A 25,022-nucleotide genomic window follows, 5' to 3' on the forward strand; every position below is an offset into this window, starting at 1 on the left:
GTGCGCGGATAGCTTCGCTTCAACCGATCCATCCGCCATGCGCACCTTCCTGATCGCCATCGCCGCCCTCATCGCCGTCTCAGCGACCACCATCCGCTACACCCATGTCAAGGGCACCGGAGAGGTCGTCCGCAGGAACCTCACGGTGCCGCCATTCCATGGCATCGCCCTGCGCGGATCCATGGATGTGCGGCTCACCCCCGGGAAGACGACGAGCGTGACGGTGGAGGCGCAGGCGAACATCGCCGACCTCGTCACCACGGAGGTGAAGGACGGCATCTGGATGATCGCCACGCGCAGCGACTACAGCACGCAGAAGCCCTTCGTCGTGCACATCCAGGCGCCTTCGATCGATATGGTGAGCATTGAGGGCAGCGGTGAGGTGACGGGTGAGGTGGCCTTCACCGCTGGTGCCGTGCGGCTGTCGGTCTCCGGAAGCGGAGACATGACTTTGCAACTGGACTGCGATGCTGTGGAGGCCGAGGTCTCCGGATCGGGCGACATCAGGCTGGCGGGCCGCTGCAGCACCCTGAAGTGCGGCATCGCCGGAAGCGGCGACATCGATGCTGCGCGGCTCGCTTGCCGCGATGCCGCGCTATCGGTCAGCGGCAGCGGATCGATCGGAGCGGATGCAAGCGGCCGCGTCGATGCCTCGATCTCCGGGAGCGGCGGCATCGCGCTCGCGCGCAAGCCTGCCTCGCTCAGCAAGCGCATCACCGGAAGCGGATCGCTGCGCGTGAGGCCTTGAGGACCGAGAGGCCTGGAAAAGCAAAGGGGCCCGGTGAACCGGACCCCTTCGTGCGTCGGTGAACCGACACTACTTCTTCTTCGCAGCCTTCTTCGTGGCCTTCTTGACGGCCTTCTTCGCGGCCTTCTTGGTGGCCTTCTTGGCTACTTTCTTCGTCGCTTTCTTGGCAGCTTTCTTAGCCATGGTGAAATGGGTTTGATGCCAAACGTAGCATCGTGGAGGCATGCGTACGCTACATGTGATGATAATGTTGCTCACCATGGTATGTTGAAATCGTTGAAGCGATGATCCGATGATGCGCTCGTGATGATGATCGATGATGATGGTGACGTTGCCTTGCATCGATCGATTGCGATCATGAGTGCGCGCACCGATCATTCGCGAGAGCGCTGATGCATCAGCACCGCGCATCTCCTGAAGGCCTCGCCAGCCGCAAAGCACAAGCGATGCTCACCAGATGCGTGCTGATGCCATCGATGCGTCGCGATGAGAGGCTGACGTCGCCCGCATAGGTGAGCTTCGCCTTGAGGACACCGATGCCGATCTCCGGCCTGAGGACCGTGCAGCCGATCGCTCTCTCCTGATAACGGATGGCGTGAAATCCCATCGCGATGCCCGCGGTGAAGTACCCGCCGACCTTCCAGCCGACCAATAGGGTGATCCGCGCGCAGTTCGGCACCAGCGTGATAGCCGATGCCGAAGGGTGATGCGCCACCCCATGGATGCTCCTGCCGATCCCGGTCTCCGCGAAGCCGAAGCGTCCTTGATGGTATGCGGTGAGCAGGGTGATCTCATCGTGGCGCCAGTCCTCCGCGTTCAGGCGAGCGGCATCAGCGAACTGCCCAGCCTTGCCGCTGGCGGTGAGCCAACCCGCCGTTAAGAGGGCAGCACGCATCGGCCGCCGAGCTTGGGGGAGGCCCTCTCGGGCCATCCTATCTTCGTGCGTCAAGCCTCCCGCCATGTTCAACCCGCAAGCCAAGACCGGTCCCTCCATTGCTCCGGCCGCACGCACGCAAAGCGCCCCATCATCCTCCAATAAGGTCGCTTCCGACGTCGACGTCGCCTACATCGACGGGGTGGCCTACCCGATCAACAAGGGCGAGACCATGCTCGCGTTCATGCGCCGCCACCTGGGCCCCAACCCGGTGCCCACGCTCTGCGATGCGCCCAACCTGGAGCCCTTCGGGAGCTGCCGCGTGTGTAGCGTGGAGGTGAGCATGGAGGACCCCAGCACCGGGTCGGCACCCTCCCGCGTGATGGCCTCCTGCCACACCCCCGTGGGCAAGGGCATGTACATCACGGTGAACAGCCCGCGCATGGAGCGGCTGCGCAAGAACATCGTGGAGCTGGTGCTCACCGACTACGACACCGAGCGGCTGAAGAAAGAGGACCACGGGCGGAACGAACTGTACAACGTCGTCCAGCAGATCGGCTTCGACATCGACAGCGTGCGCTACCCGAAGGGGAAGAACCACTTGGACACGCCGATGGACCGGTCGCATCCTTATATGGTATCGGACCTCAGCGCGTGTATCAGCTGCTACCGGTGCGTGCGCGCGTGCGACGAGGTACAGGGCGAGTTCGTGCTCACCATGGCCGGGCGCGGTTTCGACAACCACATCGTCAAGGGCACCAACGAGAGCTTCAAGGACAGCGATTGCGTGAGCTGCGGCGCCTGCGCGCAGGCCTGCCCCACCAGTGCCATCACCGACGTGTTCCGCGCCAAGGAGATCAAGGCCGATGAAGTGGTGCGCACCGTGTGCACCTATTGCGGCGTGGGCTGCAACCTGGAGGTGAAGGTGAAGGACGGCAAGGTGGCGGGCATCACCGCGCCCTACGACGCCGAGGCCAACCAGGGCCACACCTGCCTCAAGGGCCGCTACGCCTTCCGCTTTTACGACCACCCCGAGCGCTTACGCACGCCTCTGATCCGCAAGAACGGTGAGCTCGTTCCCGCCACCTGGGACGAGGCCTACGACTTCATCGTGGACGGCTTCATCCGCATCCGCGAGCAGCACGGTCCGGACGCGCTGGCCGGCGTGAGCAGCGCGCGCTGCCCCAACGAGGAGAACTACCTCATGCAGAAGTTCTTCCGCGCGCAGGTGGGCACCAACAACATCGACGCGTGCGCGCGCGTGTGCCACAGCCCCACGGCCCTGGGCATGCAGAAGACCTTCGGCACCGGCGCGGCCACCAACAGCATCGACGACCTGAAGGACACGCACACCATCATGGTGATCGGTGCCAACCCCACCGACGCCCACCCGGTGACCGGCGCCAAGATCAAGCAGCAGATCATGAAGGGGAAGACCCTGATCGTGATCGACCCGCGCCGCACCGAGCTGGCCCGCTACGCCCACTACCACCTGCAGCTGAAGCCCGGCACGAACGTGGCCCTGCTGAACATGATGATGCACTTCATCGTGAAGGAAGGCTGGGTGAAGCAGGAGTTCATCGACCAGCGCACCGAAGGCTGGGCCGATTTCAAGAAGGAGATCCTCGCCGTGGACATCGACGCGATGGAGCGCGAGACCGGCGTGGACCGGAACCTGGTGCGTGCAGCCGCGAAAGCCTATGCCAGCTCACCCGCCGCCATGAGCTTCCACGGCCTGGGCGTCACCGAGCACTACCAGGGCACCTTCACCGTGATGCAGATCGCCGACCTGGCGATGATGACCGGCAACATCGGTCGCCGCGGCGTGGGCGTGAACCCGCTGCGCGGCCAGAACAACGTGCAGGGCGCGGCCGACATGGGTTGCCAACCCCACCAGGGGGCAGGCTACTTCGCGGTGGACGAGCCCGCGAACATCCAGATGTACGAGCAGTTCTACGGCGTGGAGCTGCCCCACCACGCGGGCAAGAAGATCCCGCAGATGTACGACGCCATGCTGGAGGGCACGCTGAAGGCCTTCTGGGTGGCGGGCGAAGACATGGCGCAGACGGACCCCAACACGCTGCACGTGCGCAAGGCCCTGGGCCAGCTGGAGCTCTTCGTGGTGCAGGAGCTCTTCATGACCGAGACCGCCAAGCTCGCCCACGTGGTGCTGCCCGCCAGCAGCTTCCTGGAGAAGAGCGGCACCTTCACCAACGGCGAGCGCCGCATCCAGCGCGTGAACGCCGCCGTGGAGCCCATCGCAGGCACCAAGCCCGACGGCCAGATCACCTGCGACATCATGGAGCGTTTTGCGGAGAAGACCGGTCGCCGCAGCGGCAATGCCAGCAAGGAGTACCATCCGCGCTGGGTGCTGGAGGAGATCAGCCGCATCGTGCCCTTCTTCGCCGGGGTGAAGTGGGACGAGCTCGGGGAGAACGGCAAGCAATGGCCCGTGAAGCCCGACGGCACCGACACGCAGATCCTGCACACCGACACCTTCAAACGAGGGCTGGGCAAGTTCATCTTCAACCCCTGGGAGAAGAGCCCCGAGGTGCGCACCAACGAGAAGGACTACCCCTACATCATCACCACCAACCGCGAGCTGGAGCACTACAACTGCGGTGCTATGACGCGGCGCACCGGCAACGGCGAGATCCTCACCGAGGACGTGCTGCTGATCAACCCCGCCGACGCCGAGAAGAACGGCATCGCCGAGGGCGACATGGTCTGCGTGGAAAGCCCGCGCGGCAAGGTGGATATCAAGGCCCGCATCACCGATGAGGTAAAGCCCGGCATCCTCTCCAGCACCTTCCACTTCCCGGAGATCATGCTGAACATCATCACCAGCAGCGTGAGCGATTCACTGGCGATGTGTCCGGAGTACAAGGTGGTGACGTGTAGGATCCGCAAGGCGAAGAAGGCGCACTTGCGGAAGGCGGGGGAGGTAGTGGAGAAGGCGTGAGTGAGGGCGTGCCCCCGGCTCAAATGCAGCCGGGGTCCGGCTTTCCGCTACAAGTCCGCACTCGTCGTTCCTCCTCGCTTGCGGGCTTTCCGCTTCAATCCGTCACGCTGAATTTGAGGCTTCGGGCATTGCTACATTGAGCCCATACTTTGTTAACGATATGAACAAATCCACGGCTACGCGGAAACTTGGCAAGAGACGAATGACTCGTCGCCTTGCTCACTATGTATTCCTGGACGTTGAGAAATTCACACAGCTTGGGAGAAATGCTGATGACCAAGTGATGATCATCGATGCACTTGGAAGAATTGTAAAGGACACATTGGCGGAGCTGGAAATACCTTTTGATGATGGGGTCGAATCGTTGCTGTTGCCAACAGGTGACGGCGTTTGTATTTGCTTGCTCGGTGAAAGGGCTTTCGACGAACACATAACCCTTGCTCAACTGATTCTGAAGAAGCTTAAATCACACAATGGAAAGCAGCGGAAGATTGAATTGCGGTTCCAAGTTCGTATCGGGATTAACTCCAATACAGATGTCCATGTCGAAGACATCAGGGGTAATTGGAACATGGCTGGGCGTGGAATTAGTGATGCTCAAAGAACTATGGATGCTGTGTAAGCTTCCCCTGTTTTCGGGCCGATCATAACTAGAGGCTCCTGGGGCATAGGTTTAGGATCGGATGGGCGCTGGCGGCCGGTAGCCAAGCGCCTTGTGTGGGCGGTGATGGTTGTAATCGGTCATCCACTCATCGGCCTTCTCGCGCACCTCGTCCAAGGTACGGAACACGTAGGCGCTGAGCAGTTCACGACGGATGCTGCCGTTGAGGCGTTCGATGTAGGCGTTCTGGGTGGGCTTGCCTGGCTGGATGTAGGTCAAGGTAATGCCGTGTTCGCGGCACCAGTGGTCGAGCTTGGCGCTGATGAACTCCGGGCCGTTGTCCACGCGGATCATCTTGGGCAGCGGACGCACTGCTTTGATGCGTTCCAGCACGCGTATCACGCGCAGTGCGGGCAGTGAGGTGTCCACCTCGATCGCGAGCACCTCCCTGTTGTAGTCGTCGATCACATTTAGCAAGCGGTAGGTCCGGCCGTCCCAGAGGCTGTCATGCATGAAGTCGATGCTGTAGACCTGGTCCGGACCAGCAGGACGGAACAGCGCCTGCTTCACCCGTGCAGGCAGCCGTTTCTTGGCCCTGCGACGAATGTTGAGGCCCAGACCGGTGTAGACCCGATACACCCGCTTGAAGTTCCACAGGTGACCCATCAAGCGCATCCGATGATGGCTTTGCCACACCCCGATGGCCGGGTGCTTCTGGGTGAGCTGTTCCAAGACCTGGATAATGGGCGTGTCATCCGCTGGGGTCTTGCAGTACTGCGCGGTGCTGCGCGCCAAGCCCACGCTGCCGCAGGCTTGGCGCTCGGAGATGCTGTGCTCCTGTATCATCGCCTGAACGATCTCGCGCTTCTCGTCAGGCGCCCCACTTCTTTTCCACCACCTGCTTCAAGGCATCATGCACCATGCTCAGCTCGGTGTACATGCGCTTCAGGCGGCTGAGCTCCTCCTGCAGGTCACGCAGCTGCTTGACCTGGTTGGGCTCCATGCCGCCATACTTGGCCTTCCATTGGTAGAACGTGGCGTTGCTGATCCCGTGCTCGCGGCACAGGTCGGCCACCTTCGAGCCAGCCTCGTGACGCTTGAGGATGGCGATGACCTGATGCTCGGTGAACTTGCTCTTTCTCATGGCTACGTGTGGTTGAATGTAGCCCCTGGCCGGCCGAAGCGATCCTTGGCCCCGCGGGGCCAAGGATCACTTCACCTCCAGCAATGAATGGCCGAACTTCGGGGAAGCTTACAATGAAATCGGGCGATGGCTTGCACAACAACTAGTAACAAGTAGCGACGAGTCAAACACTCGGGACTCTGAAGTAGGAAGTCAGGTTGCTCCTTCTGATCATCTTGGATGGGAAAAGCATCAGGACCCGACCATGTCGAGCGATATTCTCGCTGAGCCTCGAGGTACATTGGCAGTATGGGCGTTGGTCACGGATGAGCACAACAAGATTCGCAGCAGACGCCCATTGAACCAATACATAGTCAGCCATGCAGCTAATCGAGGGCTCAATTACGGGAATCCAGAGTACGCCAAGTACCCTAATGCTTGGGCTATCCGACGTGTAACACCAAGTATGGAGTCCAAAGCAGGCACTTGGTCGTTCTGGTGCAATGCGATGGAGCCACCAAAGCTCATGATAAACAGCCCGACTAAGCTCTCGGCAGGTTGGCACCTTTTTACCGTAGAGTGGTCGGCAGACAAGAACTTCATTCGATTCTATATCGATGATGCAATTGCCGGCGAGGATGAGTTCAAGCTTTGGCCCAAGGGTTTGACCGGCAGTATGGTACTGGGCACATGGGTCCATGATTACCCAAACCACAGATTCAACTCCAATGTCGGTCCATGCTACACGATACCACGGACGATGAAAGAAGGGGAGCTAGCTATGATGGTCGCTGAACAACCTTCATAGGCATAGCAGCCTTCGACCGCGCATTTGTGCCTTGTCTACCCGGCTATCGCGAATCTGTGACCCGGGGCCCTCATACCGCTTCCCGCAACGCCTTCAACACCACTGCGATCATCTGTTGCACTCGTTCATCGTGCGGCAGTCCGTCCGTGTAGTCGATGGTGTGTACCGGTGTGCCATCCACCAGCAAGGTTGCGCATTTGATCATCGCGCCAGTCGTTCTGTTCGATCTCCACCTGATGACCGGCCACCTCCAGGAGGACGCGATCAGGGTGTCTGCGATGGTGATGGGATGGAAAAGGTTCGAGCCAGGCGATGACCGCCTACTCGAACTTTCGCTGCCTCACCCGCGGTGGGTCGAACACGGTGATCCGTCCCGATAGGTCGACCTCGGGATCCGCACGTAAGTAGTCCAACAGCATTTCCGCCGGTGTGGTCGGCCGGTAACTGAACAGGCGGAAGTATACGATGCCGCCCAGCGCCTTCTGGTTGCGTGCGATGGCCAGGGTCCCCAAGTCGCTATCGAAAGTGAGCACGGTACGGGCATCCCGGTTGGCGATCGCAACAACATCCTCATCCGTTGACCCGGCGGCCACATCGCTCACGTGGACTACATCATGCCCTGCCGAACGCAGCGCATGGAGACTGGGAACCGGGAAATTTTCGTCTGCGAGGAACTTCACTCCGCCTTGCCGGGAAGGGGCCACATGAGCATGCCGTCCACCATGCACTCGAGCACGAACGCATGCACCGCTTGGATGTGTTCAGGCTTCAGCGTCGGGAAACTCTCCAGCAGCATCTCGTTCGTCCAGCCATCGGCCAGGCGCCCTTGGATGTGCTCCACCGCAAGGCGCGTCCCTTTGATCGTGGGCTTTCCACCGAGGATGGCCTTGTCACTGGTGATGTGTTCCTGCCAGTTCATGAAGCGAAGTTAATGTGCGGCTGAGGAGATGGCCACCCCCCTGGCCGTGAGTCTTTGACCCTGGCCCCCTCACGGCAACGCCTCCATCGCCGCCTCCAGCGCGGCATCCACCCCGGCGTTCAGCCCATCCCGATCGGCCACCGCCACGATGGTCGGAGGTAGTCCGCGGCCTTCCCAGCTGATGCCGTTCGCATCGCGGTGATCGGCGATGGAGAGCGTGACGCCCCAGCCGTTGGGCAGTTCGAAGAAGGCGTTGTCCGCAAAGGCCCCGGCGGTGGTGTCGCCGATATGCACCACATGGGGTTGCGTGCGCATGGCCAGTGCGAAGGTCTCGGCGGCGCTCTGCGATCCGCGACCCGTGAGCAGCACCACCGGCTTGGCATACGCAGGTCCCGTGGGTGTGGTGGTCCATTGGATCTCTTGCCCGAAATCGTCCGGCCCGGGACCGGTCTTGCGGCGCACGCGCATGTAGGTGGCGGCCTGGCCGGTGAAGAGCCCCGCGCTGTACTGCGCGAAGGGGTCGAAGCCGCCGGCATTGTCGCGCACGTCCACCACCAGGCCCGTGGTGCCGGCCAGCGCCTGCACGGCATCGCGCAGGCCCTTGGTGTAGTCGTTGTTGCTGCCGTCGAAATGGCGGATGTGGATGTAGCCGTGCCCGTCCGCGAGTCTGCCGTACTCCACGGCCTCATTCACTTCGTGGTGCTCCGTGAGGTAATGGTCCTTCACGGTGGCGAAGTGGAAGGTGGTGTCGATGAAGGCACCGTTCACGAGATCGATGGACCAGCGCGGCAGGTCGGCGCTGTTCGGATAGAGCGTGATGTGGGCGTCATTCAAGGACGTGAGCATGGCGGCCAGCATCTCGCGCAGCTGCGCATCGCTCATGCCCTCATGCACCTGCGGGCGGTACACGTTGCCGAGGCTGTCCCAATCCAGGGTCTTCACGCGGAAGAGGCCGTAGTGCTCCTTCACCGTGCGGTGCAGGCCTTCGAAGACACTGACGGGATCAGCGGCGGGCTCATCGCCGAAGATCGTCTTCTGGCAGGAGCTGAGCAGGACCGCGCTGGTGGCCAGGGCAAGGAGGTTGAAGGCTTTCATCGCTTGAGGAGGTTGTGGGTCAGGGCTGCTTCGAGGCGGCGGTGGAAGAGGCGCAGTTGGGCGGGGTGATCGAGCCCATCGCGTTCGGCATCGTTCAGGTAACCGATGTGCACCCCGAGGCCGATCGCGAACCGCGTGGAGAGCTGGTAGGCGTAGCGCAGGTCAAGCTGCGCCTGGAACAGCTGCCAGGGCGCGGCCCAGGTGGTGCCGCTGTCGAAGAAGGAAGTGATGCGGCCCATGTTGCCGGGCACGGAGACCGACCGCGACCAGGGCTCACGGGTCATGAGCGCGACGAGGGTGAGCGAGAACTCAGCGTTTATCCTGTGACGCCCGGACACGTACGCCCTTCCGATCAGGCCATCGAAGGTGGCGCAGGCCATCTGGCCCACGGGGGCGAAGCCTTGCGGCCGGTTGGCGGTCCAGCCCAAGGCCGGTCCGAAGTACCAGCCGTTGCCATCCACCTGCGGGCCCGCATGGAAGGTGCGCGCCACGCGCAGTTCGGCCATCCACATCGGGCGGTCCATGGGGATCGGTTCATCGGTGACGCTACCATCCCAGTTCCAGGTGCGGAAGAGCTTGGTGCGTGCCCCGGTGGAGGTGGGTGCCAGCAGGCCCCTGCCGTAGGCCAGGTGAAAGACCCAATCGCCCTTGGGGCCGGTATGCGCATAGGTGAAGCCGAGGCGGGCGAGGTCGGCGCGGTGCACCAGATCGCCGACCTGACGATCGCGCACAAGCAGTCGATCGATCCCGGGCGTGAGTTGGAAGTAGCCCTGTTGACCGCGGGCCTCGGTGAGCATTCCCACGAGAAGCAGGAGCAGCAGGGATCGAACGGTGCAGTGCATGTCGGTGATCGGTTCAGCGTACGGTGATCTTCAAGCCTCGGCCTGCATGGTGTGCGACCATCTGCCCAGCGTGCGGCCTTTGCATGGCACATCGCCCTTGGCCACCTGGTGAAGGGCCTCGCGCAAGGTGGGTTCCGGCGCCGGTACCGATGCCGTGCAGGTGGTGTCCGACGTTGCCTGGGCGTGGGCCGCCAGCTGAAAGAGGAGCAGGAAGAGGAAGCTGATGAGGACGCGCCGTTGCATGGCGTTCGGTTTACGGATGCAAACGTCCGCGGCCCGATCCCCTTACCCAATAGGTGACCACGTGAACCGGACGAAGAGCGACATGAAGTGCATCCTGCGTCGTATCAGGCCAAGGCGCACCAGGGACGGCGAACGCTGTGGAAGTGTGGACATCGGTTCACACGGCGGGCAGTACGTTCCACACGCCCTTTCCGTCGTTCCATGCGGACGGCACTTTCATCCTGCCCCGGGACAGCTCACCTTCGTGCCACAACGTACACCCGACCTTTTCCAGCATGGCCGCACAAGCGACGGAGCGATCGGATGGAATGACCGGAGCCGCTCCTGGCAGCCTCCCGTTCATGCGGTGTCCGCTCGCGCTCAAGCTGATCATCATCTTCCTGCTCTCCGCGCTGAACCTCACCGGCGATTACGATTGGAGCCGTACCAACGCGACCCAGGAGCTCCTGATGGTGCTCACCACGCTCGGCCGTTGGGGCATCACGCTCTTCGGCGCCTACGCCATCATCCAAGGGTACCAGCGCCGCTACCCGCAGGCGGACCAGAACATGGACCGCCGTCGCGGAACCTTCGTGTTCGTGCTGCTGCTCTGCTTCGCCACCAGCGTGGCCTCCGACTTTCCGGAAGAGCTGATCCTGCAGGGCGACCTGGATGAGCTGGGCTTCAACTGGGTCAACCACGTCTTCGGCGCGGTGCTGGTCAGCATCATCGTCCTGGGCGTATTCGAACTGAACTATACGGGACAGCTCAACGCCAGCCTGCTGGCCGAGAAGCAGGAGATGGAGCGGCTGCACATGCAGAGCCGCTAGGAGAGCCTGAAGAGCCAGGTGGACCCGCACTTCCTCTTCAATAGCCTCAACTCGCTGAGCGCCCTGATCCGCACGGACCCGAAGCGGGCCGAGCAGTTCGTGGAGGAGCTCTCCCGCGTGTACCGCTACCTGCTGCGCGGCCGCGAGCACGACCTGAGCTCCCTGGAGGATGAGCTGGAGTTCATCCGCTCCTACGAGCACCTGCTGAAGACCCGCTTCGGTAAGGGCTTCGTGCTGAAGATCGCCGTGGACGAGCACCTGCTGGGCCGGCGCCTGCCCGCACAAGCCCTGCAGCTGTTGGTGGAGAACACGGTGAAGCACAATGTGATCTCTGAGGCACAGCCCCTCACCGTAACGATCCGCACCGTGGGCAACGACCGCCTGGAAGTGCACAACAACCTGCAGCGCCGCAACAGCCGCATGCACTCCAACAAGGTGGGGCTGGTGAACATCACCGAGCGCTTCCGCCTGCTGGGAGCCCCGCCCGTGCAGGTGGAGGAGACCGCAGCGGACTTCCGCGTAATCCTGCCCCTGCTGGGGGAATGAACCCATGGACATCCTGATCATCGAGGACGAACAGCTCGGGGCGGAACGGCTCGCTGCGCTGGTGCACGAGATCGATCCCGCCCATCGCGTGCTGGCCATCTGCCCCAGCATCCGCGACAGTGTGGAGTGGTTGGGCAGCCATCCGGCACCGGACCTCATCCTGATGGACATCGAGCTGGCGGACGGACAGTGCTTCGACATCTTCAGCCAGGTGGAGGTCACGACGCCCGTGGTCTTCACCACCTCCTACGACGAGTATGCGCTGCAGGCCTTCAAGGTGAACCGCATCGACTACCTGCTGAAGCCCGTGCGGAAGGAGGAGCTGCAGGCCGCGCTGGGCATGTTGTCGCGGCTCCGCTCGCAGTTCGGCGGCGGCGCGATCGACATCAACCGGCTGTTGGAGCAACTGCAACAGGGACGGAGCGCATACCGGTCCCGCTTCCTGGCCAAACAGGGGAACAAGCTGATCGCCATCGGCATCGAGGAGATCGCCTACTTCTACGCCGAGGACCGCATCACCCTGTTCCGCACCTGGGATGGACGTCGCTTTGTGGCGGAGTACAAGCTGGAGGAGCTGGAGACCATGCTGAACCCCCAGGACTTCCACCGCATCAACCGCTCCGTGATCGCCCATGTGCGCTCCGTGCAGGAGATCCACAACCACTTCAACGGACGTTTGAAGGTGATCCTGAAACCGGCCCTGGACAAGGAGACCATCGTGAGCCGCGAGGGGGCCATGGCCTTCAAGCTGTGGATGGGGAAGTGATGCGATCGGGCATGACGCCGGATCGTGACACACAAGTTGATCAAGCTCCGCACCATGGAACACCTGAAGTGCGCACCCACGACATCCAGCCTTCGGATCGGCTTTATGCCAGGACCGACAGATGGCCGATCATGGCCTCGATGGTGCTTCGCTGTTCCCGCCGATCCAGCCCAGGTGGGTGTGCTTGAAGGCATCGGGGTACTTCAGCCCGTAGCCGAAGATGCGGTCCATGGCGCTGTGGCCGAGCAGCACCCAGCCGGCGAAGAGCACCTGCGGGTGGTGCAGCAGGGCGCCCAGCGCGAGAACGACCATCGCGATCGCCTGATGGTGCGCCAGGTTGTAGGTGATGGCGCCCACGCGTGGCCCGAAGGCGTAGCCGATCATGCTGAGGTCGGGCGCGAGCAACCACACGAGGTAGAGCCACCAGGGGTTGCCGCCGAACAGAGTGGCCGCATAGGCGCCGAGGAAGAGGGCGATGGATTCGAGGAGGATGAGCTTCTTCATGACGGCGAGGTGTTGGAGGGTTGGTTCAGAAGCGGTAGCCGATATGCACCGTGGGGAAGGGCTGCCAATCGCTCTGCTTGTACTCCAGTCCGTTGAACTGCACCTCGTGCACATGGAAGTTGCGGTCCAGTCCGATCCACGGGGCCAGGTAGAGGCCGCGGGGTCGGCCGTTCGCATCCTTGATCAGGAAGAAGCGGTAGCCCACCTGCACACCCACGCCCACGGTATGGCCGGTGGCGGAGGTGCCGCTCTCCAGGTGCGTGGCTTCTTCGGTGCTGTACCCGGTGCCCACGCCCACGAAGAGGCCCTTGATGCCGTGGAAGGAGTAGTTGACCTTGAGGCCGTAGCCGCCGTGCTGGGTGCTGAAGCCTTCGTTGGTGCGCAGGCCCTCGGGCAGCTCCAGGCCGTAGGCACCCAAGTCGAAGCGCAGATGCCCAGGCGCATAGATGGCATGGACGGAATATCCGTTCATGATGTAGGCCAGCGGGTCCACCTCCAGCTCGAAGGTGGTGGGGATGCGCGGGGCGGTCTCCTGGGCCCTGACCCGGGGCACCAGGGCCAGGGTGAGCAGGAGCAGGGAAACAAGTGCGGGAAGGGAATGCCTGAACATGGCTTGGGGGGGATTGATGGGGCAAAAGTCCCCCGGCCATACCCCCTCCATCGACCGTTCCCTGAAGGTCGGACGCCATTTCTCCGAAGGTCGTACCTCCTGCTGTTCTAGGACTTCCGGAACTCGGACGGCGTCCGTCCCGTGTGCTTCTTGAAGACCGCGTTGAAGCTGCTCTTGGTGTTGAACCCGCAATCCATCGCCACCCCCAGGATGCTGAGGTGGGAATGCGCCGGATCGGTTAGGCGGCGCTTCACCTCCTCCACCCGAAGGCGGTTCACCGTGTCGAAGAAGCTGGCTTGGTAGTGCCGGCTGATCACCTCGGAAACGAGGTAGGCGGGTGCCCCGATCCGATCGCTGAGCTGGGCCAGCGAGAGCTCCCCCTCCAGGTAGGCCCGCTCCCCCTCCAGCACCGTTCGGAGCCGCTCGGCCAAGGGTGCGTACTGCTCATTGGAGAGGTGCAATCGGCTTCGACCCGTGCTTGCACCCGGCGATCCGGACGCAGGGAGCGGAGCATCGGACGATTCCGTTGCAGGCACAGGGTTATCGTCAGGAACCCGTTGGTAGGCCGGTTCCGGCGGGGCGGTAGGGATGGGCTGAACCAATGGCACAAGCTCCGGAGCAGGCGGACGGCCCCAGGTGCTGTAGGCCAGGGCATAGATGCAGGCGCTAAGGACCAGTCCGATGATGCCATTGAGCACCACGAAGTTGACGTGGAGGAAGATGCAGGCACCGGTGATGGCCATGGACACCAAGCTGAAGGCGCTGAACACCCGCAGCAGCAAGAGCGCGCGGTGCAGGTCGATGGCTTCGATGTGGGAGAACCGGTCGCGCAGATCGCGCTGGTAGCGCACGATGAGCGCGATACACCAGGCCGTATAACCCAGGATGTGCAGGGTGCGCACGCTGAGGATCACGGCCACGGGCGGCGACAGCTTCCCGCTGAGCAGCACCTGCTCGCCGAAGGCCACCTTTTCCGGTCCGCTCAGCAGGTAGAAGGGCAGCTGGCTGAGCACATAGCCGACGAAAGGCAGGAAGTGCAGCCAGGCCTGTCCCACCCGGGCATGGCCCGTGATGGCCTGCACGTGGAAGAAGAGCAGCGGCCCATAGAGCAGCACCAGCGGATCGCCGATGCGGATCAGGTGGGGCCACTGTCGGAAGTAGCCCGACAGCCCCAGCACCGGTCCGAGGAGCGAGATGGAGATCACCGCCACCAGTGCGGCCAGCAGCCGGTGCTCGCGCGAGCCGCCGTGGCGGTTCACCAGCAGGTAGGCCAGGAAGAGCCCCTGGATGGCGGCGGCGAAGATGACCAGCGCGAGCAGTTGCACGCCGAAAGATCGGGAGGGGATGGCGATCGTGCTGAACGTGACGGACCCGAACTGCTGCGAAAACCCGATCGACCACTTGGCGTGGACCGAGGGACCGACCGAACTTTCGGAAAACCTCCCCATGTGGTGGAAAGCCTTCCTCTTCTGGTTCCTGCTGATGGTGCTCGCCATCGGGAACGGCACCGTGCGCCTCAAGTTCATCATCCCGTTCACCGGCCTTGCCGCAGGACTGGCCATCAGCACGGTGATGCTGTGCGCGCTGATCCTGGGCGCCACCTGGCTGGGCATCGGTTGGCTCGGCCCCTCGCATGCGAAGCAGGCCTGGAGCATCGGCGTGTTCTGGTTGGTCCTGACACTGGCCTTCGAATTCGGTGCCGGGCACTTCCTCTTCAAGAAGTCGTGGTCCGAACTGCTGCTGGACTACGACCTTTCGCAGGGCCGCATCTGGGTGCTGGTGCCGATCGTGACGGCATTGGCGCCGTGGTGGATGGCGAAGCTGCGGGGGCTGGTGGGCTGAAATGGGCATGTCGCGAGCGGTCGATCTGTGGTCGCAGCACCGACCTTCGCCCCATGGACAAGGCAGCCGTGATCGCTCAACTGCGCACCGTGCTGGAGCAGCGCGCAGCAGCACTCCAGGCCGAACTGTCCGCCACGCTGGAGGCACGCAACAGCGACACGAAGAGCAGTGCGGGCGACAAGCATGAAGTGGGCCGCGCCATGATGCAGCAGGAACTGGACCAGCTCGAAGGCCGGTTGGTCAGCATGCGTTCCATGCAGCACGAACTGGCGCGCGTGCCCGTGGACCGTGTGCACGAGCACGTGGGCTTCGGAAGCTTGGTGACCACGGCCAAGGGACCTACTTCGTCGCCATCGGACTGGGGGCGTTGGATATGACGAATGGAACCTGCTACGCCATCTCCCTCACCTCACCGATCGGTCAAGCGTTGCGCGGCAGGAGGACCGGCGATGTGGTCACGGTGAACGGAAGGTCGATCCGGATACTGGTTGTGAGCTGATCAGGGCAGCTTCGTCCCCACAGCACCCCACCACGGAGCAATGGTGTACTTCAGCCGACCCGCCTTCACGAAGGGGTCCTGCTTCAAGTTCGCTTCAACCTCCTCGCGTGTGTCACAGTCGTACAGCAGCAGTCCGCGCCAGCCTTCGTCGTTCTTGCCATAGGGACCGGCCATGACAATGAGGCCCTTGGCGGCCTGGGCATCCTGATGCGCCAGATGCGCCTGCTGCAGGGTCGCGGCGGTAAGGCTGTCCAGCGCCGGTCCATCGCCCTTCGTGTAGAGCACGAACCAGTATTGCTTCATGTGGTAGGTGCTGTCCGCGATGGTGACATCGAAGGTGCGCTGCGCCAGCATGGGGGTAACGCAGGGGATGAGCAGGAGCAGGAGGAGGAGTCGGTGCATGCGGCGATGGCTTCGGCCGTCTAAAGGTGCCGCGCGCAGCTCGGATGCGCAAGCCTTGCGATACCTGGAAAGGGACCACCGCTGCATCGGGTGGCAGCTATCTTGCCCGCATGCCCGATGCGCGCCAGCGATCCGCGGCCATCAAGGCGGAAGCCCATCGGCTGGGATTCCTGGCCTGCGGGGTGGCACGTGCCGATTTCCTCGCCGAGGAGGCGCCGCGCCTGGAGCAATGGCTGCGGCAGGGCCGGCACGGCACCATGGGCTATATGGCCGGCCATTTCGACCTGCGGCTCGATCCGCGCCGACTGGTGCCGGGCGCCCGGAGCGTGATCAGCCTGGCGTGCAATTACCACACGCCCCAGAGGCAGACCGACCCCGAGGCGCCTAAGCTGAGCACCTATGCCTATGGGCGGGACTACCACAAGGTGGTGCGGAAGCGACTGAAGCCCTTGATGGGCTTCATCGCCGAGCGGTTCGGGCAGGTGGCGATCAGGGCCTTCGTCGATAGCGCGCCCGTGCTGGAAAAGGCCTGGGCGGAGCGGGCTGGCATCGGCTGGCGGGGCAAGCACACCAACGTCATCCGCCGGGGTGCGGGCTCCTTCTTTTTCCTCTGCGAGCTCATCACCGACCTGGAGCTGGAGCCCGATGCACCGGCCACCGACCATTGCGGCACCTGTCGGCGCTGCATCGATGCGTGCCCCACGGACGCCATCACGCCTTACGGTGTGGACGGCAGCCGCTGCATCAGCTACCTCACCATCGAGCTGAAGGAGGCCATTCCCGGTGCGTTCGCTGGGAAGCTGGACGGCTGGGCCTTCGGGTGCGATGTGTGCCAGCAGGTGTGCCCATGGAACCGATTCAGCGTGCCGCATGCGGAGCCCGAGTTCGCCCCCAAGCCGGAACTGCTCGGGCTTACCGGGGAGGAGTGGCACGGCATGACGGAGGTCGTCTTCGACCGCCTCTTCGAAGGCAGTGCGGTGAAACGGGCCAAATACGCCGGCCTCAAGCGCACGCTCGATTTCCTCAAGCGTACGGGCTAAACGGGCGCTTCCGGAAACCGCGGATGCGGACCTGCGGCGCTCAGCTGCGCATGGTGCTCTTGAAGACCTCCAGGATGACGTCCTTGTAGAGGTGGCCGAAGGTGGCGAGGCACCAGGCCTTCAGCACCAGTTGGTCGCGCTGGCCCACCCATTTGCGGGCCTTGATCAATTCCTTCCTGAACAGGCGGGGGTCGAAGCTGACCTTCTGAAGCACCTGCTTGCTGAACTCCATCATCTTCCTTCCTTGGTCCATCATCACGGTACGGGTTAAGCGAGGCTGAAGATAGATCGAATCGCCGGGGGGAGGGGGGATGGGACGGTCGGTTTTTCCACGATCGCACCCTCCGCACGGCAAGGGGCAACGGCACCCGCCCGGGCTTGGTATGCCCGGCTTGTTAATGATCGTTCACGGCGCGAAGGCGCGATGCGCGGCCTGCAGCACCCGGCTCGTGGACACCTCGTAGGCGTAGGCCACCAGCTCGCAGTTGGCGGCGTTCCACGCTGGGTTCATCGCCACGCCGTTGTACGACAGGGTGATGGTGTCGCCCACGGTCGCCGCGGTGGCGACGAGCTGCCGCCCCCAGGCCCCATCCAGCGTCTTGCGGAACACATGGCGGTGGTCGTAGTTGGGCACATCCGGGGGGGTCGCCTGGGAGTTGTACTGCCAGTCGATCACATGGTCCTCCAGCAGGTACACGGTGAGGTTGTGCTCGCCATTGAGGGGGGCCAGCACGGCCACCTTCACCTCGGCGGTGACAGTGTTGGACGGGGCGTCGTGCTGCAGCGCACTGATCCAGATGTCCAGCGCCGCATCCTCGTTCACGATCTCGTCGATGGCACTGCCCCAGGAGGCGCTCGATTGGGTGACGCTGCTGTTGAAGGCCGTGCGGTTCACCATGCCCGTGGGCAGGAAATTGACGCCGAAAGTGGTGGCGTAGGCCTGGCCCTCCGGGGTGCGGAAGTCGGTGTCGTAGCTGCCATCGGGGTTGCTCTGGGGCGCGATGAAGCTGGAGTTGAAGTTGCCCACGGCATGCATGCCCACCACGATGAGGTCCTCGCCGTAGGCCGTCTTCAGCTGGGCGGCCACGGCGTGCGAGGCAGGGCAGTTGTTGCAGTGGTGGCCGGTGAACTCCTCCAACAGCGCGCGCCGCTTCACCGTCTCTCCGGGGGTGCCGCCGTTCCCGGTGCGCGGGGTCACGGGTTCATCCACGTAGTCGCAACCGGCCATGAGCATCAGCCCGGCGATGAAGGGGAGCATCGGTGCACGCATGGGTCAGAAGGTGCTGGTGATGGACAAAGTAAGGCCGTTGGCGGCGGGTACCTGGCGGCATACCCCGCCCACGCAGAAGATGCCGGCACGCTGGCGGCCGTAGTTGACCTGGAAGCGGTTGCCACCGCGGATGTAGCCCACCGAGCCGATGGGGTAGTGCAGGGGCTCTTTGCCCTTGTCCTCCAGGGCAGCGCTGCCCACGTAGTTGAACTGGTCCATGGCGGCGATGAACCAGTGCGGGCTGAAGGTGAGCTCGGCGAGGGCCGTGGCCCAGTTGCCCTGGTCCTGCCGGGTGCTGAGGTGCTGGAGCTCGAAGCGCAGTGAAGTGCGCTCGGTGAAATTGTGCAGGCCCTCGAGGATGAGGATGTCCGCATAGACCACGGATTCACCGGGCTTGCCTTGGATGATGTCGATGTCGTAGGCCAGGTTGAGCCAGGTGAGGGCCAGCTCCCAGGAGGAGCTCACCTTCTTGCGCAGCTCGATGTTCACGTCCTGGAAATAGCGCCGCTCGCCCGGCGTGAAGAACCGCGAGGTGTAGCCTTGGCGCGCGGTGGTATCGTCCGCAAGGCCCAGGCGGGTGGTGTCGAGCGCATAGGCCACGCTGCCGTTGATGGCCAGCTTGGTGCCGTACTTGCCCCCGAGCGGGGTGCCCTTCTTCCATTTGTAGAAGACCTCGCCTTGGGCGCTCACCTCCCCGTTGGGCTGTGTGGCATAGGGGTAGAGCGTGGCGGGCAGGTTGTAGGTGTGCTGCTTGGTGAGCGGCGGCAGGAAGTTGATGTTGAGGTCGAACGGCGTGGGCGAGGCGCGGTCGCTCTGGTAGAACATATTGTCGAAGCTGTGGGCGCCCACGCTGGCGCCGAAGCCCTTGGTGCTGTAGGTGGCATTCACCAGCAGCCCTTGTCCTGGCCGGTAGATGAATCCGTTCTTGCCATTGGGGTCGTTGATCTTGTAGGCATACTCGGTATAGAGGTCCCACTTGGCGCTCGTGTAGTGCAGCCGCAGCGCCCAGGTGCCCACGTTCTCGGGCAGCTCTAGCAGCGGGTCACGGTCCTCCTGGTACTTGCTCACGAAGCTGCCACCGACCACCAGGTTGCCCGCCGCTGTCCAGGCGCTGTCCAGCAGCTCGGCCAGGTTCAGCTCGGCATCGGCGCCGCGCACAAGGCCCACCCCCTTCACCTGACCGTTGTCGAAGTTGAAGCGTTGGCGGCCTGCGATGCCCTTGAGGTACACGCCGCGGAAGGGCTTGTACCTCACGCGCACCCCGTCCATGGCGTTGTCCACGCCGAGGTAGCGCTCTTCGTAGGCGCGGAACACGAGCCCTTGGCCGAACTGCTCGAAGAAATTGCCGGCCGTCACCTCCAGGTCGCTGAGCTTGTACTTGGCGTACCGGTACCCGATGCCCGATCCGGCGTAGGGCTGACCGGCCGGGTAGCCGGCCAGCGCGGGCTCGTAGCTCTCGAACCGCCCCCCCGCCTCGAAATTGCCGCTGGTGTAGATGAGGTTCATCCAGGCATTGTAGGCCAGCCGCTGCCGCGGCACGATGGCGCCGATGTCCTCGTCCTCGTTGTAGTACTGGGCGTCGGTGCTGAAGTTGCCGTGCAGCTGGCCACCTTCCTGGGCCCGGGCCATCCCGCACAACATGAGCATCGCTGCCGCTGCGGGGGCGCGCAGTGCGCTGGTCATCCGTTGCATCCCGTGCCTGTCACTTCTTGCCCGTGAGCTCAAGCACCTTCCGGTACAGCTCGTTCTCATCGCCGGGCTCGTAATTGTTGTGCTGGTACACGATCCGCCCGCTCCCGTCAACCAGGAAGGTGTGCGGCACGTTGTTCACGTTCAGCGCGCGCTTGAAGTCGCCATTGGGGTCGAGGTACACCTCGTACTCCCAGTCCTGCCCGCTCACGTAGGGCTTCACCCGCGCCATGGTGCGCGCATCATCGATGGAGATGGCGATGAGCTTCACGCCCGTCTTCGCCCGCCAGTCCTCGTACTTCTCCGCGATGGCCGAGAGCTCCTTCTTGCAGGGCGCGCACCAGGTCGCCCAGAAGTTGATGATGATGGGCTTGCCATCATTGCTGAAGCTGCGGGTGTCCACCTTCTTGCCCTCCAGCGTCTGCACGGTAGCGCTGGGTACGGTGGATTGCGCGGCAGCCGCGATGGCGGTGGTGATCAGAAGGGCGACGGTAAGGATGCGGATCATCAGTGTATCGGGTTCGGGGCCAAACGGAAGACCAGCGGTCACAGGCAATCATCGCGCCGGACCGCTGGCCTCCGTAATCGGCTCACATCGTTCAGCGCCTTATCGGCTCAGGGTCACCTTGCGGGTGGCGGTCATGCCATCGGCCACCACCTGCACGAAGTAGCTGCCGGCGGAGAGGCCGCCGAGGTCGAGCACGTGCTGCTGCGCGCCGCTGCCGAAGCTGCGGCTGCTGCTCATCACCTGCTCACCCAGCATGTTCACCACCTGGAAACGCACATTGGTGGAGGCGGGAAGGTCGAAGCCCAGGTTCAGCTGGCCTTCGGTGGGGTTGGGGTAGAGCGTGAGGTGACGGCTCAGCGCGTTCTCCTCCATGCCCACGGCGAGCTGCGAAACGAAGGCCGCCTGCAGCACCTCCTTGGTGCTGCTGTTCTGCACGAAGGCCACCACTTTCACGTTGGCCAGCTGGCCCCAGAGATTGTAGTTGCCCTGGGCCACGCCGCCCGTGGTGAAGCTGTAGGTCTGGGTGAACGACTGCGAGATGCCGGCCTGCAGGTTCGCCATGGTGATGCCGCTGCCGTTGGGCAGCATCTTCCGCTGGGCGTGCTTGAATTGGGTCTGTGAGGTGGTTCCGCCCGTGTAGGAGTAGCTTTCCACGGCGGCGATGTGCAGCTTGTGGGTGCCGGGGAAATCGGCATAGGGGGTCACCTCTGCGGTGACGGTGAGCAGGTTGCCGCCGTAGGTGGCGGTGAGGTTGATGGCGGCGAACGCCGGAACAGCCGCCTCCGTGCTGAGGTTGGAGGCGTTGTTGACGTAGGAGTTCTGGACCGAGGCGCCATTGAGGTAGGAGTCGGGGATGCCGCTCACGCCGTAGTAGGTGCGACGGGTCACGCCGTCAGGATTGTAGCTGGGGTCGGTGCCGGGGCTGGGCCAGTTCATCTGGTACTTGATGGCGGCGATGTTGGAACCCGTGCCGTTGGCGTTCACCGATGTCAGCAAGGGGTCGAAGGTGTTGTTGAAGCTGGCGCAGGGGGCGCAGGTGGAGCTCGTGAACTCCTCGATCAGCACCACGCGCTGTGCGGATTGCGTGGCCACGTTCACCTGTTTGGTGGCCAGGTCGTTCAGCGGGTTGGCGTCATCGCCTCCATTGAGGTTGCTGGCCCAGGCCACGATGGTGTGGCTGCCGGTGGTGGCGTTCCACGGCGTGGGGTGGCTGAAGTTGTAGGAGGCGCCCGGATTGATCGTGGCGGAGATGGGCTGCGACACGGCAGCGCCGCCATCGACCGTATAGTTCAGCGTGAAGCTGTTGATTGCGGCCGTGCCGAAGTTGCGCATGGTGCCCGTGATGGTTTGGTTGCCGGCGGCCACCACGTTCGGCATGTTGATCGTCAGCGCAGCCAGGTCAAGTGCGCTCTGCGTGCCTGTGATGAAGTAGGCCACATCCTGCGAGCCGGTGAAGTTGGTGTTGGTGGCCAGTGTGGCGGCACCGGCGGTGACGCTGTAATAGCCGCTGCCATAGGCGCAGCACATGCCATCACCGTAGGCGTCGTTGATGGTGAAGACGAGGACCGGGCCGTTGGGCACGCAGGCCGTCACCGGGGCCTGGTCGTAAGCGCCATTGGCGGCCGCGAGCTGGTACGGGCCGCCCGATGCATAAACGGGAGAGCCGCCGAGGCCTGTGAGGCTCCAGGTGGTCTCATCGCCGTAGCGGTCGGTGGTGATGTTCACCGTCACCTCGGTCTGCCCACCAGGGCACTGGGCCGTCGCCTGGGCGCTGAAGGCCAGGGCCGTGGCGAAGGGTAGGAAGCGTAGCGTCTTCTGCATGGTGTTGGGTTTTGTTCGCAACTGGGGGATGCGGCCGCACCTGAACGTGCGTGCCGGTGTTTGAAGGAGCGCCAAAGTAGCGGCCGCTTCTCCGACACTGTTGGGCATCGATCCCCGCCGGGTTGGGATCCTACGCGGCCGCAACGGCATTGCCGGGAGTGAGCAACGGTGGCCTCCGGGTCGGGGCATCCGCCTACCTTTGCCTACATCGGTGGCATGGAATTCCCGCAAGGGGCTTCCGGCCGTTGATAAGCCCGGATGACCATGAAGAATCGATACGCGCTCCTTTTCTCCGCCTCCCTCATCGCCGCCTCCGCGCAGGCGCAATTCATCACCATCACCACGGAACAGGGGCAGGTGGTCAATGGAACCACGGTGGTGCACAACGGCACTTCCGATGCCAGCCTCCTTACGCAGAGCCTGCGGGCCACACGCAATGGTTCCACCACGATCAACGTGAACATGCGCCGCTACGAGATCAGCGCGCAGACCGGAACGCGCAACTATTTCTGCTGGGGCGTTTGCTACGATGAATGGGATGCCGGCCAGTATCCGGTCTTCAACGCGGGCCAGGAGGCCGTGCTCTCCATGGCGCCCGGCGTGGAACTCGACAATTTCCACGCCTACCACATGCCCCAGGGCCAGGCCGGCCAGAGCACCTACCGCTATGTGTGGTACAACACGGCCAACTCCAGCGACACGGCTTATGTGGACATCACCTTCAACGTGGGCTTCGTGGGCATCGAGGAGTCGGTGCGCGCAGCAGCCCGGTTGGATGCCTACCCGGTTCCAGCCGTGGGTCAGGATATCCAGCTGGAGTTCAGCCTCGATCGCACCGCTGCCGGCACGCAGCTCGTGGTGCGCGACATGCTCGGTGCCACCCAGAAGCGCCTGTCGGTGCTCGGGGCGCAGGGCCGCATGGTGCTCCCGGCCAGCCAGTGGACCGCTGGGGTGTACTTCGTGAGCCTGGAGCGCGATGGCCGTGTGCTGGCCACGCGGCGCCTGATCGTGGCCCGCTAGTTCCCGGCCTCCACCAGCCAACGCTGCACCAAGGGCGGCACTCCAAGGGTTGCGGTTGCAGCAACCACATGGAGCCCTGCGCGGCGCACCTCCGCCGGCTTCGGGTCCACGAGGGTCATCGGCGCCTGCCGTGGCGCATGATGCACAAGCGCTGCTGCCGGGTACACCGCCAAGGAAGTTCCCACGACGAGCACCCGGTCCGCCTGTCCCATCAGTGCGATGGCCGTTGGCATGAGCGGCACTTCCTCGCCGAACCACACGATGTGGGGGCGAAGTTGGGATCCCAGCGCGCACCGCTCGCCCCAGCGTAGTGATGCGCCGTTGATCGGCGTGATGAGCGAGGGGCGGGCCGTGCTCCGCGCCTTGCGGATTTCCCCGTGCAGGTGCAGCACCCGGGAGCTGCCGGCGCGCTCATGCAGGTCGTCGATGTTCTGGGTGATCACCTCCACGCGGTAGCGCTCCTCGAGCCGGGCGATGGCCCGGTGCGCCGCATTGGGCTCGGCCGCCAGGACCTGCGCCCGGCGCTGGTCATAGAATCGCAGCACCCGTTGCGGTTCGCGCGCCCAAGCCTCCGGCGTGGCCACATCCTCGATGCGGTGCTCCTCCCACAGCCCATCGCTGTCGCGGAAGGTGCGGAGGCCGCTCTCGGCACTGATGCCGGCGCCGGAGAAGACCACGATGCAGGGGCGCTCCATGCATCGAAGGTAGGCTTGTGGGTCGGGGCTTCGCCGGTTGGGGCGATCCATGTATTTTCGGGCCCTTCATTCCGGAGCCCCCGGCCAACCCGCCTGCCCATCGAGCGCTCTCTACCCCCTTTGTAAGACCCTATACGCCATCGAAGGGACAGGATGATCGACAGCCTGAACGGAGAGCTATTGGAGCGCGGCACGGACCACGTGGTGGTGGACTGCCATGGCGTGGGCTACCTGGTGCATGTGCCCGGGGCCGTGCTGCAGCGCCTGCCAGCGAGCGGTCGCTGCCGGCTCTTCATCCATTACAGCGTTTCGGTGGACGTCCGCTCAGGCAGCAGCGAGCACCGCTTGTTCGGTTTCCTGTTGGCCGATGAGCGGCAGCTGTTCCGGCGCCTGATCGAGGTGCAGGGCGTGAGCGCCACCCTTGGCCTGGCCATCCTGGGAGCGCGTGAGCCCGATGCGGTGCGTTCGGCGATCCTGCTCGGCGACGAAGGGGCGCTGAAGGGCATCAAGGGCATTGGCCCCAAGCTGGCGCAGCGGATCATCGCTGAGCTGCAGGGCAAGTTGGGGCTTGGCGCCGAGCCTGTCGGCGTGGGCGCACCGGCCCCCGGAGGCAATACGCTCCGTGCCGAGGCGTTATCGGCCCTGGTCTCGCTCGGCTTGGACCGGGCGAAGGCCGAACGGGCCCTGCAAGGCGTGTTGAGCGAGCGCGGATCGGAACCTCCGCCCTTGGAAGAGTTGATCAAGCTGACCTTGAAGAACCTGTGATCCGGGCCGTTCACTACTTCC

At 63.7% G+C, this 25,022-nt stretch carries 29 protein-coding genes; 11 read left to right on the forward strand and 18 right to left on the reverse strand.

The window, feature by feature from the left end; translation table 11 throughout:
* Positions 1-37: 37 nt before the first annotated feature.
* On the forward strand, positions 38-748 hold the full coding sequence (locus QY325_14165) for a head GIN domain-containing protein (GenBank protein ID WKZ65902.1): 711 nt from the start codon (positions 38-40) through the stop codon (positions 746-748).
* Between the two features lie 397 nt (positions 749-1,145).
* On the opposite strand, the gene QY325_14170 is transcribed toward QY325_14165, so the two are convergent.
* A complete protein-coding gene (locus QY325_14170) occupies positions 1,146-1,643 on the reverse strand; it encodes a hypothetical protein (GenBank protein ID WKZ65903.1) in 498 nt (165 codons plus the stop codon).
* A 64-nt stretch (positions 1,644-1,707) separates the two neighbouring features.
* On the opposite strand from QY325_14170, the gene fdhF reads away from it, so the two are divergent.
* Together fdhF and QY325_14180 are read left to right on the forward strand one after the other, a co-directional pair.
* On the forward strand, positions 1,708-4,584 hold the full coding sequence (gene fdhF / locus QY325_14175; protein ID WKZ65904.1) for a formate dehydrogenase subunit alpha: 2,877 nt from the start codon (positions 1,708-1,710) through the stop codon (positions 4,582-4,584).
* A gap of 160 nt (positions 4,585-4,744) precedes the next feature.
* Positions 4,745-5,206, forward strand: a complete 462-nt coding sequence (locus QY325_14180; protein WKZ65905.1) for a hypothetical protein — start codon at positions 4,745-4,747, stop codon at positions 5,204-5,206.
* Positions 5,207-5,257: 51 nt separating this feature from the next.
* Here the strand turns inward: QY325_14180 and QY325_14185 are convergent.
* The 7 genes from QY325_14185 to QY325_14215 form a co-directional block, all read right to left on the reverse strand.
* Positions 5,258-6,329 (reverse strand): IS3 family transposase gene (locus QY325_14185; protein WKZ65906.1). Its coding sequence is split into 2 segments (ribosomal slippage): positions 5,258-6,065 and positions 6,064-6,329, totalling 1,074 coding nucleotides; the frame shifts between segments, so codons are not numbered across the junction.
* 857 nt (positions 6,330-7,186) lie between these two features.
* Positions 7,187-7,321, reverse strand: coding sequence for a hypothetical protein (locus QY325_14190; GenBank protein ID WKZ65907.1), 135 nt, complete (start codon positions 7,319-7,321; stop codon positions 7,187-7,189).
* A 115-nt stretch (positions 7,322-7,436) separates the two neighbouring features.
* Complete coding sequence (locus tag QY325_14195; GenBank protein ID WKZ65908.1) at positions 7,437-7,796, reverse strand: DUF5615 family PIN-like protein; 360 nt, start codon at positions 7,794-7,796, stop codon at positions 7,437-7,439.
* Positions 7,793-8,035 carry a DUF433 domain-containing protein gene (locus tag QY325_14200; protein ID WKZ65909.1) on the reverse strand — a complete coding sequence of 81 codons (243 nt, stop codon included), beginning with the start codon at positions 8,033-8,035 and terminating at the stop codon, positions 7,793-7,795. Before QY325_14200 ends, QY325_14195 begins: the two co-directional genes overlap by 4 nt.
* 69 nt (positions 8,036-8,104) lie before the next feature.
* Complete coding sequence (locus QY325_14205) at positions 8,105-9,130, reverse strand: S41 family peptidase (protein WKZ65910.1); 1,026 nt, start codon at positions 9,128-9,130, stop codon at positions 8,105-8,107.
* A complete protein-coding gene (locus tag QY325_14210; protein ID WKZ65911.1) occupies positions 9,127-9,972 on the reverse strand; it encodes a hypothetical protein in 846 nt (281 codons plus the stop codon). Before QY325_14210 ends, QY325_14205 begins: the two co-directional genes overlap by 4 nt.
* Positions 9,973-10,002: 30 nt before the next feature.
* Positions 10,003-10,215 carry a hypothetical protein gene (locus tag QY325_14215; protein ID WKZ65912.1) on the reverse strand — a complete coding sequence of 71 codons (213 nt, stop codon included), beginning with the start codon at positions 10,213-10,215 and terminating at the stop codon, positions 10,003-10,005.
* A 341-nt stretch (positions 10,216-10,556) separates the two neighbouring features.
* On the opposite strand from QY325_14215, the gene QY325_14220 reads away from it, so the two are divergent.
* From QY325_14220 to QY325_14230, 3 genes are read left to right on the forward strand one after another with little or no spacing between them, the layout of a single operon-like run.
* Entirely contained in the window at positions 10,557-11,024 is a 468-nt protein-coding gene (locus tag QY325_14220; GenBank protein WKZ65913.1) for a hypothetical protein, read from the forward strand.
* Positions 11,025-11,030: 6 nt separating this feature from the next.
* Complete coding sequence (locus QY325_14225; protein ID WKZ67989.1) at positions 11,031-11,570, forward strand: histidine kinase; 540 nt, start codon at positions 11,031-11,033, stop codon at positions 11,568-11,570.
* 4 nt (positions 11,571-11,574) lie between these two features.
* Complete coding sequence (locus QY325_14230; protein WKZ65914.1) at positions 11,575-12,336, forward strand: LytTR family DNA-binding domain-containing protein; 762 nt, start codon at positions 11,575-11,577, stop codon at positions 12,334-12,336.
* 129 nt (positions 12,337-12,465) lie between these two features.
* Here the strand turns inward: QY325_14230 and QY325_14235 are convergent, their stop codons facing one another.
* The 3 genes from QY325_14235 to QY325_14245 form a co-directional block, all read right to left on the reverse strand.
* Positions 12,466-12,840, reverse strand: a complete 375-nt coding sequence (locus QY325_14235) for a DUF4260 domain-containing protein (GenBank protein WKZ65915.1) — start codon at positions 12,838-12,840, stop codon at positions 12,466-12,468.
* A 25-nt stretch (positions 12,841-12,865) separates the two neighbouring features.
* Complete coding sequence (locus QY325_14240; GenBank protein ID WKZ65916.1) at positions 12,866-13,450, reverse strand: hypothetical protein; 585 nt, start codon at positions 13,448-13,450, stop codon at positions 12,866-12,868.
* Between the two features lie 107 nt (positions 13,451-13,557).
* A complete protein-coding gene (locus QY325_14245; protein ID WKZ65917.1) occupies positions 13,558-14,775 on the reverse strand; it encodes a helix-turn-helix domain-containing protein in 1,218 nt (405 codons plus the stop codon).
* A 121-nt stretch (positions 14,776-14,896) separates the two neighbouring features.
* Between QY325_14245 and QY325_14250 the strand changes: the two genes are divergently transcribed.
* Positions 14,897-15,292: a hypothetical protein gene (locus QY325_14250; protein ID WKZ65918.1), complete on the forward strand. Its 396-nt coding sequence runs from the start codon at positions 14,897-14,899 to the stop codon at positions 15,290-15,292.
* Positions 15,293-15,345: 53 nt separating this feature from the next.
* The gene (locus QY325_14255) at positions 15,346-15,669 is read left to right on the forward strand and encodes a hypothetical protein (protein WKZ65919.1); all 324 of its coding nucleotides are present in this window, start codon (positions 15,346-15,348) and stop codon (positions 15,667-15,669) included.
* A gap of 122 nt (positions 15,670-15,791) precedes the next feature.
* Here the strand turns inward: QY325_14255 and QY325_14260 are convergent, their stop codons facing one another.
* The gene (locus QY325_14260) at positions 15,792-16,193 is read right to left on the reverse strand and encodes a YciI family protein (protein ID WKZ65920.1); all 402 of its coding nucleotides are present in this window, start codon (positions 16,191-16,193) and stop codon (positions 15,792-15,794) included.
* A 110-nt stretch (positions 16,194-16,303) separates the two neighbouring features.
* Here QY325_14260 and queG point away from each other — a divergent pair, with 110 nt between their 5' ends.
* Positions 16,304-17,233 (forward strand): tRNA epoxyqueuosine(34) reductase QueG, encoded by a 930-nt coding sequence (gene queG / locus QY325_14265; GenBank protein ID WKZ65921.1) that lies wholly within the window; start codon positions 16,304-16,306, stop codon positions 17,231-17,233.
* A gap of 40 nt (positions 17,234-17,273) precedes the next feature.
* On the opposite strand, the gene QY325_14270 is transcribed toward queG, so the two are convergent.
* The 5 genes from QY325_14270 to QY325_14290 form a co-directional block, all read right to left on the reverse strand.
* Positions 17,274-17,489, reverse strand: a complete 216-nt coding sequence (locus QY325_14270) for a hypothetical protein (GenBank protein WKZ65922.1) — start codon at positions 17,487-17,489, stop codon at positions 17,274-17,276.
* 150 nt (positions 17,490-17,639) lie between these two features.
* Positions 17,640-18,503, reverse strand: coding sequence for an Omp28 family outer membrane lipoprotein (locus tag QY325_14275; protein ID WKZ65923.1), 864 nt, complete (start codon positions 18,501-18,503; stop codon positions 17,640-17,642).
* 3 nt (positions 18,504-18,506) lie between these two features.
* A complete protein-coding gene (locus QY325_14280) occupies positions 18,507-20,150 on the reverse strand; it encodes a DUF6029 family protein (protein ID WKZ67990.1) in 1,644 nt (547 codons plus the stop codon).
* Between the two features lie 55 nt (positions 20,151-20,205).
* Entirely contained in the window at positions 20,206-20,700 is a 495-nt protein-coding gene (locus QY325_14285; protein ID WKZ65924.1) for a TlpA disulfide reductase family protein, read from the reverse strand.
* A gap of 99 nt (positions 20,701-20,799) precedes the next feature.
* Positions 20,800-22,521, reverse strand: coding sequence for a T9SS type A sorting domain-containing protein (locus QY325_14290; GenBank protein WKZ65925.1), 1,722 nt, complete (start codon positions 22,519-22,521; stop codon positions 20,800-20,802).
* Positions 22,522-22,785: 264 nt separating this feature from the next.
* Between QY325_14290 and QY325_14295 the strand changes: the two genes are divergently transcribed.
* The gene (locus QY325_14295; protein ID WKZ65926.1) at positions 22,786-23,541 is read left to right on the forward strand and encodes a T9SS type A sorting domain-containing protein; all 756 of its coding nucleotides are present in this window, start codon (positions 22,786-22,788) and stop codon (positions 23,539-23,541) included.
* Here the strand turns inward: QY325_14295 and QY325_14300 are convergent.
* On the reverse strand, positions 23,538-24,236 hold the full coding sequence (locus QY325_14300) for an NAD-dependent deacylase (protein ID WKZ65927.1): 699 nt from the start codon (positions 24,234-24,236) through the stop codon (positions 23,538-23,540). The genes QY325_14295 and QY325_14300 overlap by 4 nt on opposite strands.
* Before the next feature lie 153 nt (positions 24,237-24,389).
* On the opposite strand from QY325_14300, the gene ruvA reads away from it, so the two are divergent.
* Positions 24,390-25,001, forward strand: coding sequence for a Holliday junction branch migration protein RuvA (gene ruvA, locus QY325_14305; GenBank protein WKZ65928.1), 612 nt, complete (start codon positions 24,390-24,392; stop codon positions 24,999-25,001).
* The last annotated feature ends 21 nt before the right edge of the window (positions 25,002-25,022 follow it).

It is taken from the genome of Flavobacteriales bacterium (assembly GCA_030584065.1).
Classification (GTDB): Bacteria; Bacteroidota; Bacteroidia; order Flavobacteriales_F; family PHOS-HE28; genus PHOS-HE28.

What these genes read in the sequence shown, in the direction of transcription:
- QY325_14165 (WKZ65902.1), top strand. Translation starts at nt 38, where the DNA reads ATGCGCACCTTCCTGATCGCCATCGCCGCCCTCATCGCCGTCTCAGCG.
- QY325_14170 (WKZ65903.1), bottom strand. Translation starts at nt 1,643, where the DNA reads ATGCGTGCTGCCCTCTTAACGGCGGGTTGGCTCACCGCCAGCGGCAAG.
- fdhF (WKZ65904.1), top strand. Translation starts at nt 1,708, where the DNA reads ATGTTCAACCCGCAAGCCAAGACCGGTCCCTCCATTGCTCCGGCCGCA.
- QY325_14180 (WKZ65905.1), top strand. Translation starts at nt 4,745, where the DNA reads ATGAACAAATCCACGGCTACGCGGAAACTTGGCAAGAGACGAATGACT.
- QY325_14190 (WKZ65907.1), bottom strand. Translation starts at nt 7,321, where the DNA reads ATGATCAAATGCGCAACCTTGCTGGTGGATGGCACACCGGTACACACC.
- QY325_14200 (WKZ65909.1), bottom strand. Translation starts at nt 8,035, where the DNA reads ATGAACTGGCAGGAACACATCACCAGTGACAAGGCCATCCTCGGTGGA.
- QY325_14205 (WKZ65910.1), bottom strand. Translation starts at nt 9,130, where the DNA reads ATGAAAGCCTTCAACCTCCTTGCCCTGGCCACCAGCGCGGTCCTGCTC.
- QY325_14210 (WKZ65911.1), bottom strand. Translation starts at nt 9,972, where the DNA reads ATGCACTGCACCGTTCGATCCCTGCTGCTCCTGCTTCTCGTGGGAATG.
- QY325_14215 (WKZ65912.1), bottom strand. Translation starts at nt 10,215, where the DNA reads ATGCAACGGCGCGTCCTCATCAGCTTCCTCTTCCTGCTCCTCTTTCAG.
- QY325_14220 (WKZ65913.1), top strand. Translation starts at nt 10,557, where the DNA reads ATGCGGTGTCCGCTCGCGCTCAAGCTGATCATCATCTTCCTGCTCTCC.
- QY325_14230 (WKZ65914.1), top strand. Translation starts at nt 11,575, where the DNA reads ATGGACATCCTGATCATCGAGGACGAACAGCTCGGGGCGGAACGGCTC.
- QY325_14235 (WKZ65915.1), bottom strand. Translation starts at nt 12,840, where the DNA reads ATGAAGAAGCTCATCCTCCTCGAATCCATCGCCCTCTTCCTCGGCGCC.
- QY325_14240 (WKZ65916.1), bottom strand. Translation starts at nt 13,450, where the DNA reads ATGTTCAGGCATTCCCTTCCCGCACTTGTTTCCCTGCTCCTGCTCACC.
- QY325_14250 (WKZ65918.1), top strand. Translation starts at nt 14,897, where the DNA reads ATGTGGTGGAAAGCCTTCCTCTTCTGGTTCCTGCTGATGGTGCTCGCC.
- QY325_14255 (WKZ65919.1), top strand. Translation starts at nt 15,346, where the DNA reads ATGGACAAGGCAGCCGTGATCGCTCAACTGCGCACCGTGCTGGAGCAG.
- QY325_14260 (WKZ65920.1), bottom strand. Translation starts at nt 16,193, where the DNA reads ATGCACCGACTCCTCCTCCTGCTCCTGCTCATCCCCTGCGTTACCCCC.
- queG (WKZ65921.1), top strand. Translation starts at nt 16,304, where the DNA reads ATGCCCGATGCGCGCCAGCGATCCGCGGCCATCAAGGCGGAAGCCCAT.
- QY325_14270 (WKZ65922.1), bottom strand. Translation starts at nt 17,489, where the DNA reads ATGATGGACCAAGGAAGGAAGATGATGGAGTTCAGCAAGCAGGTGCTT.
- QY325_14275 (WKZ65923.1), bottom strand. Translation starts at nt 18,503, where the DNA reads ATGCGTGCACCGATGCTCCCCTTCATCGCCGGGCTGATGCTCATGGCC.
- QY325_14280 (WKZ67990.1), bottom strand. Translation starts at nt 20,150, where the DNA reads ATGCTCATGTTGTGCGGGATGGCCCGGGCCCAGGAAGGTGGCCAGCTG.
- QY325_14285 (WKZ65924.1), bottom strand. Translation starts at nt 20,700, where the DNA reads ATGATCCGCATCCTTACCGTCGCCCTTCTGATCACCACCGCCATCGCG.
- QY325_14290 (WKZ65925.1), bottom strand. Translation starts at nt 22,521, where the DNA reads ATGCAGAAGACGCTACGCTTCCTACCCTTCGCCACGGCCCTGGCCTTC.
- QY325_14295 (WKZ65926.1), top strand. Translation starts at nt 22,786, where the DNA reads ATGAAGAATCGATACGCGCTCCTTTTCTCCGCCTCCCTCATCGCCGCC.
- QY325_14300 (WKZ65927.1), bottom strand. Translation starts at nt 24,236, where the DNA reads ATGGAGCGCCCCTGCATCGTGGTCTTCTCCGGCGCCGGCATCAGTGCC.
- ruvA (WKZ65928.1), top strand. Translation starts at nt 24,390, where the DNA reads ATGATCGACAGCCTGAACGGAGAGCTATTGGAGCGCGGCACGGACCAC.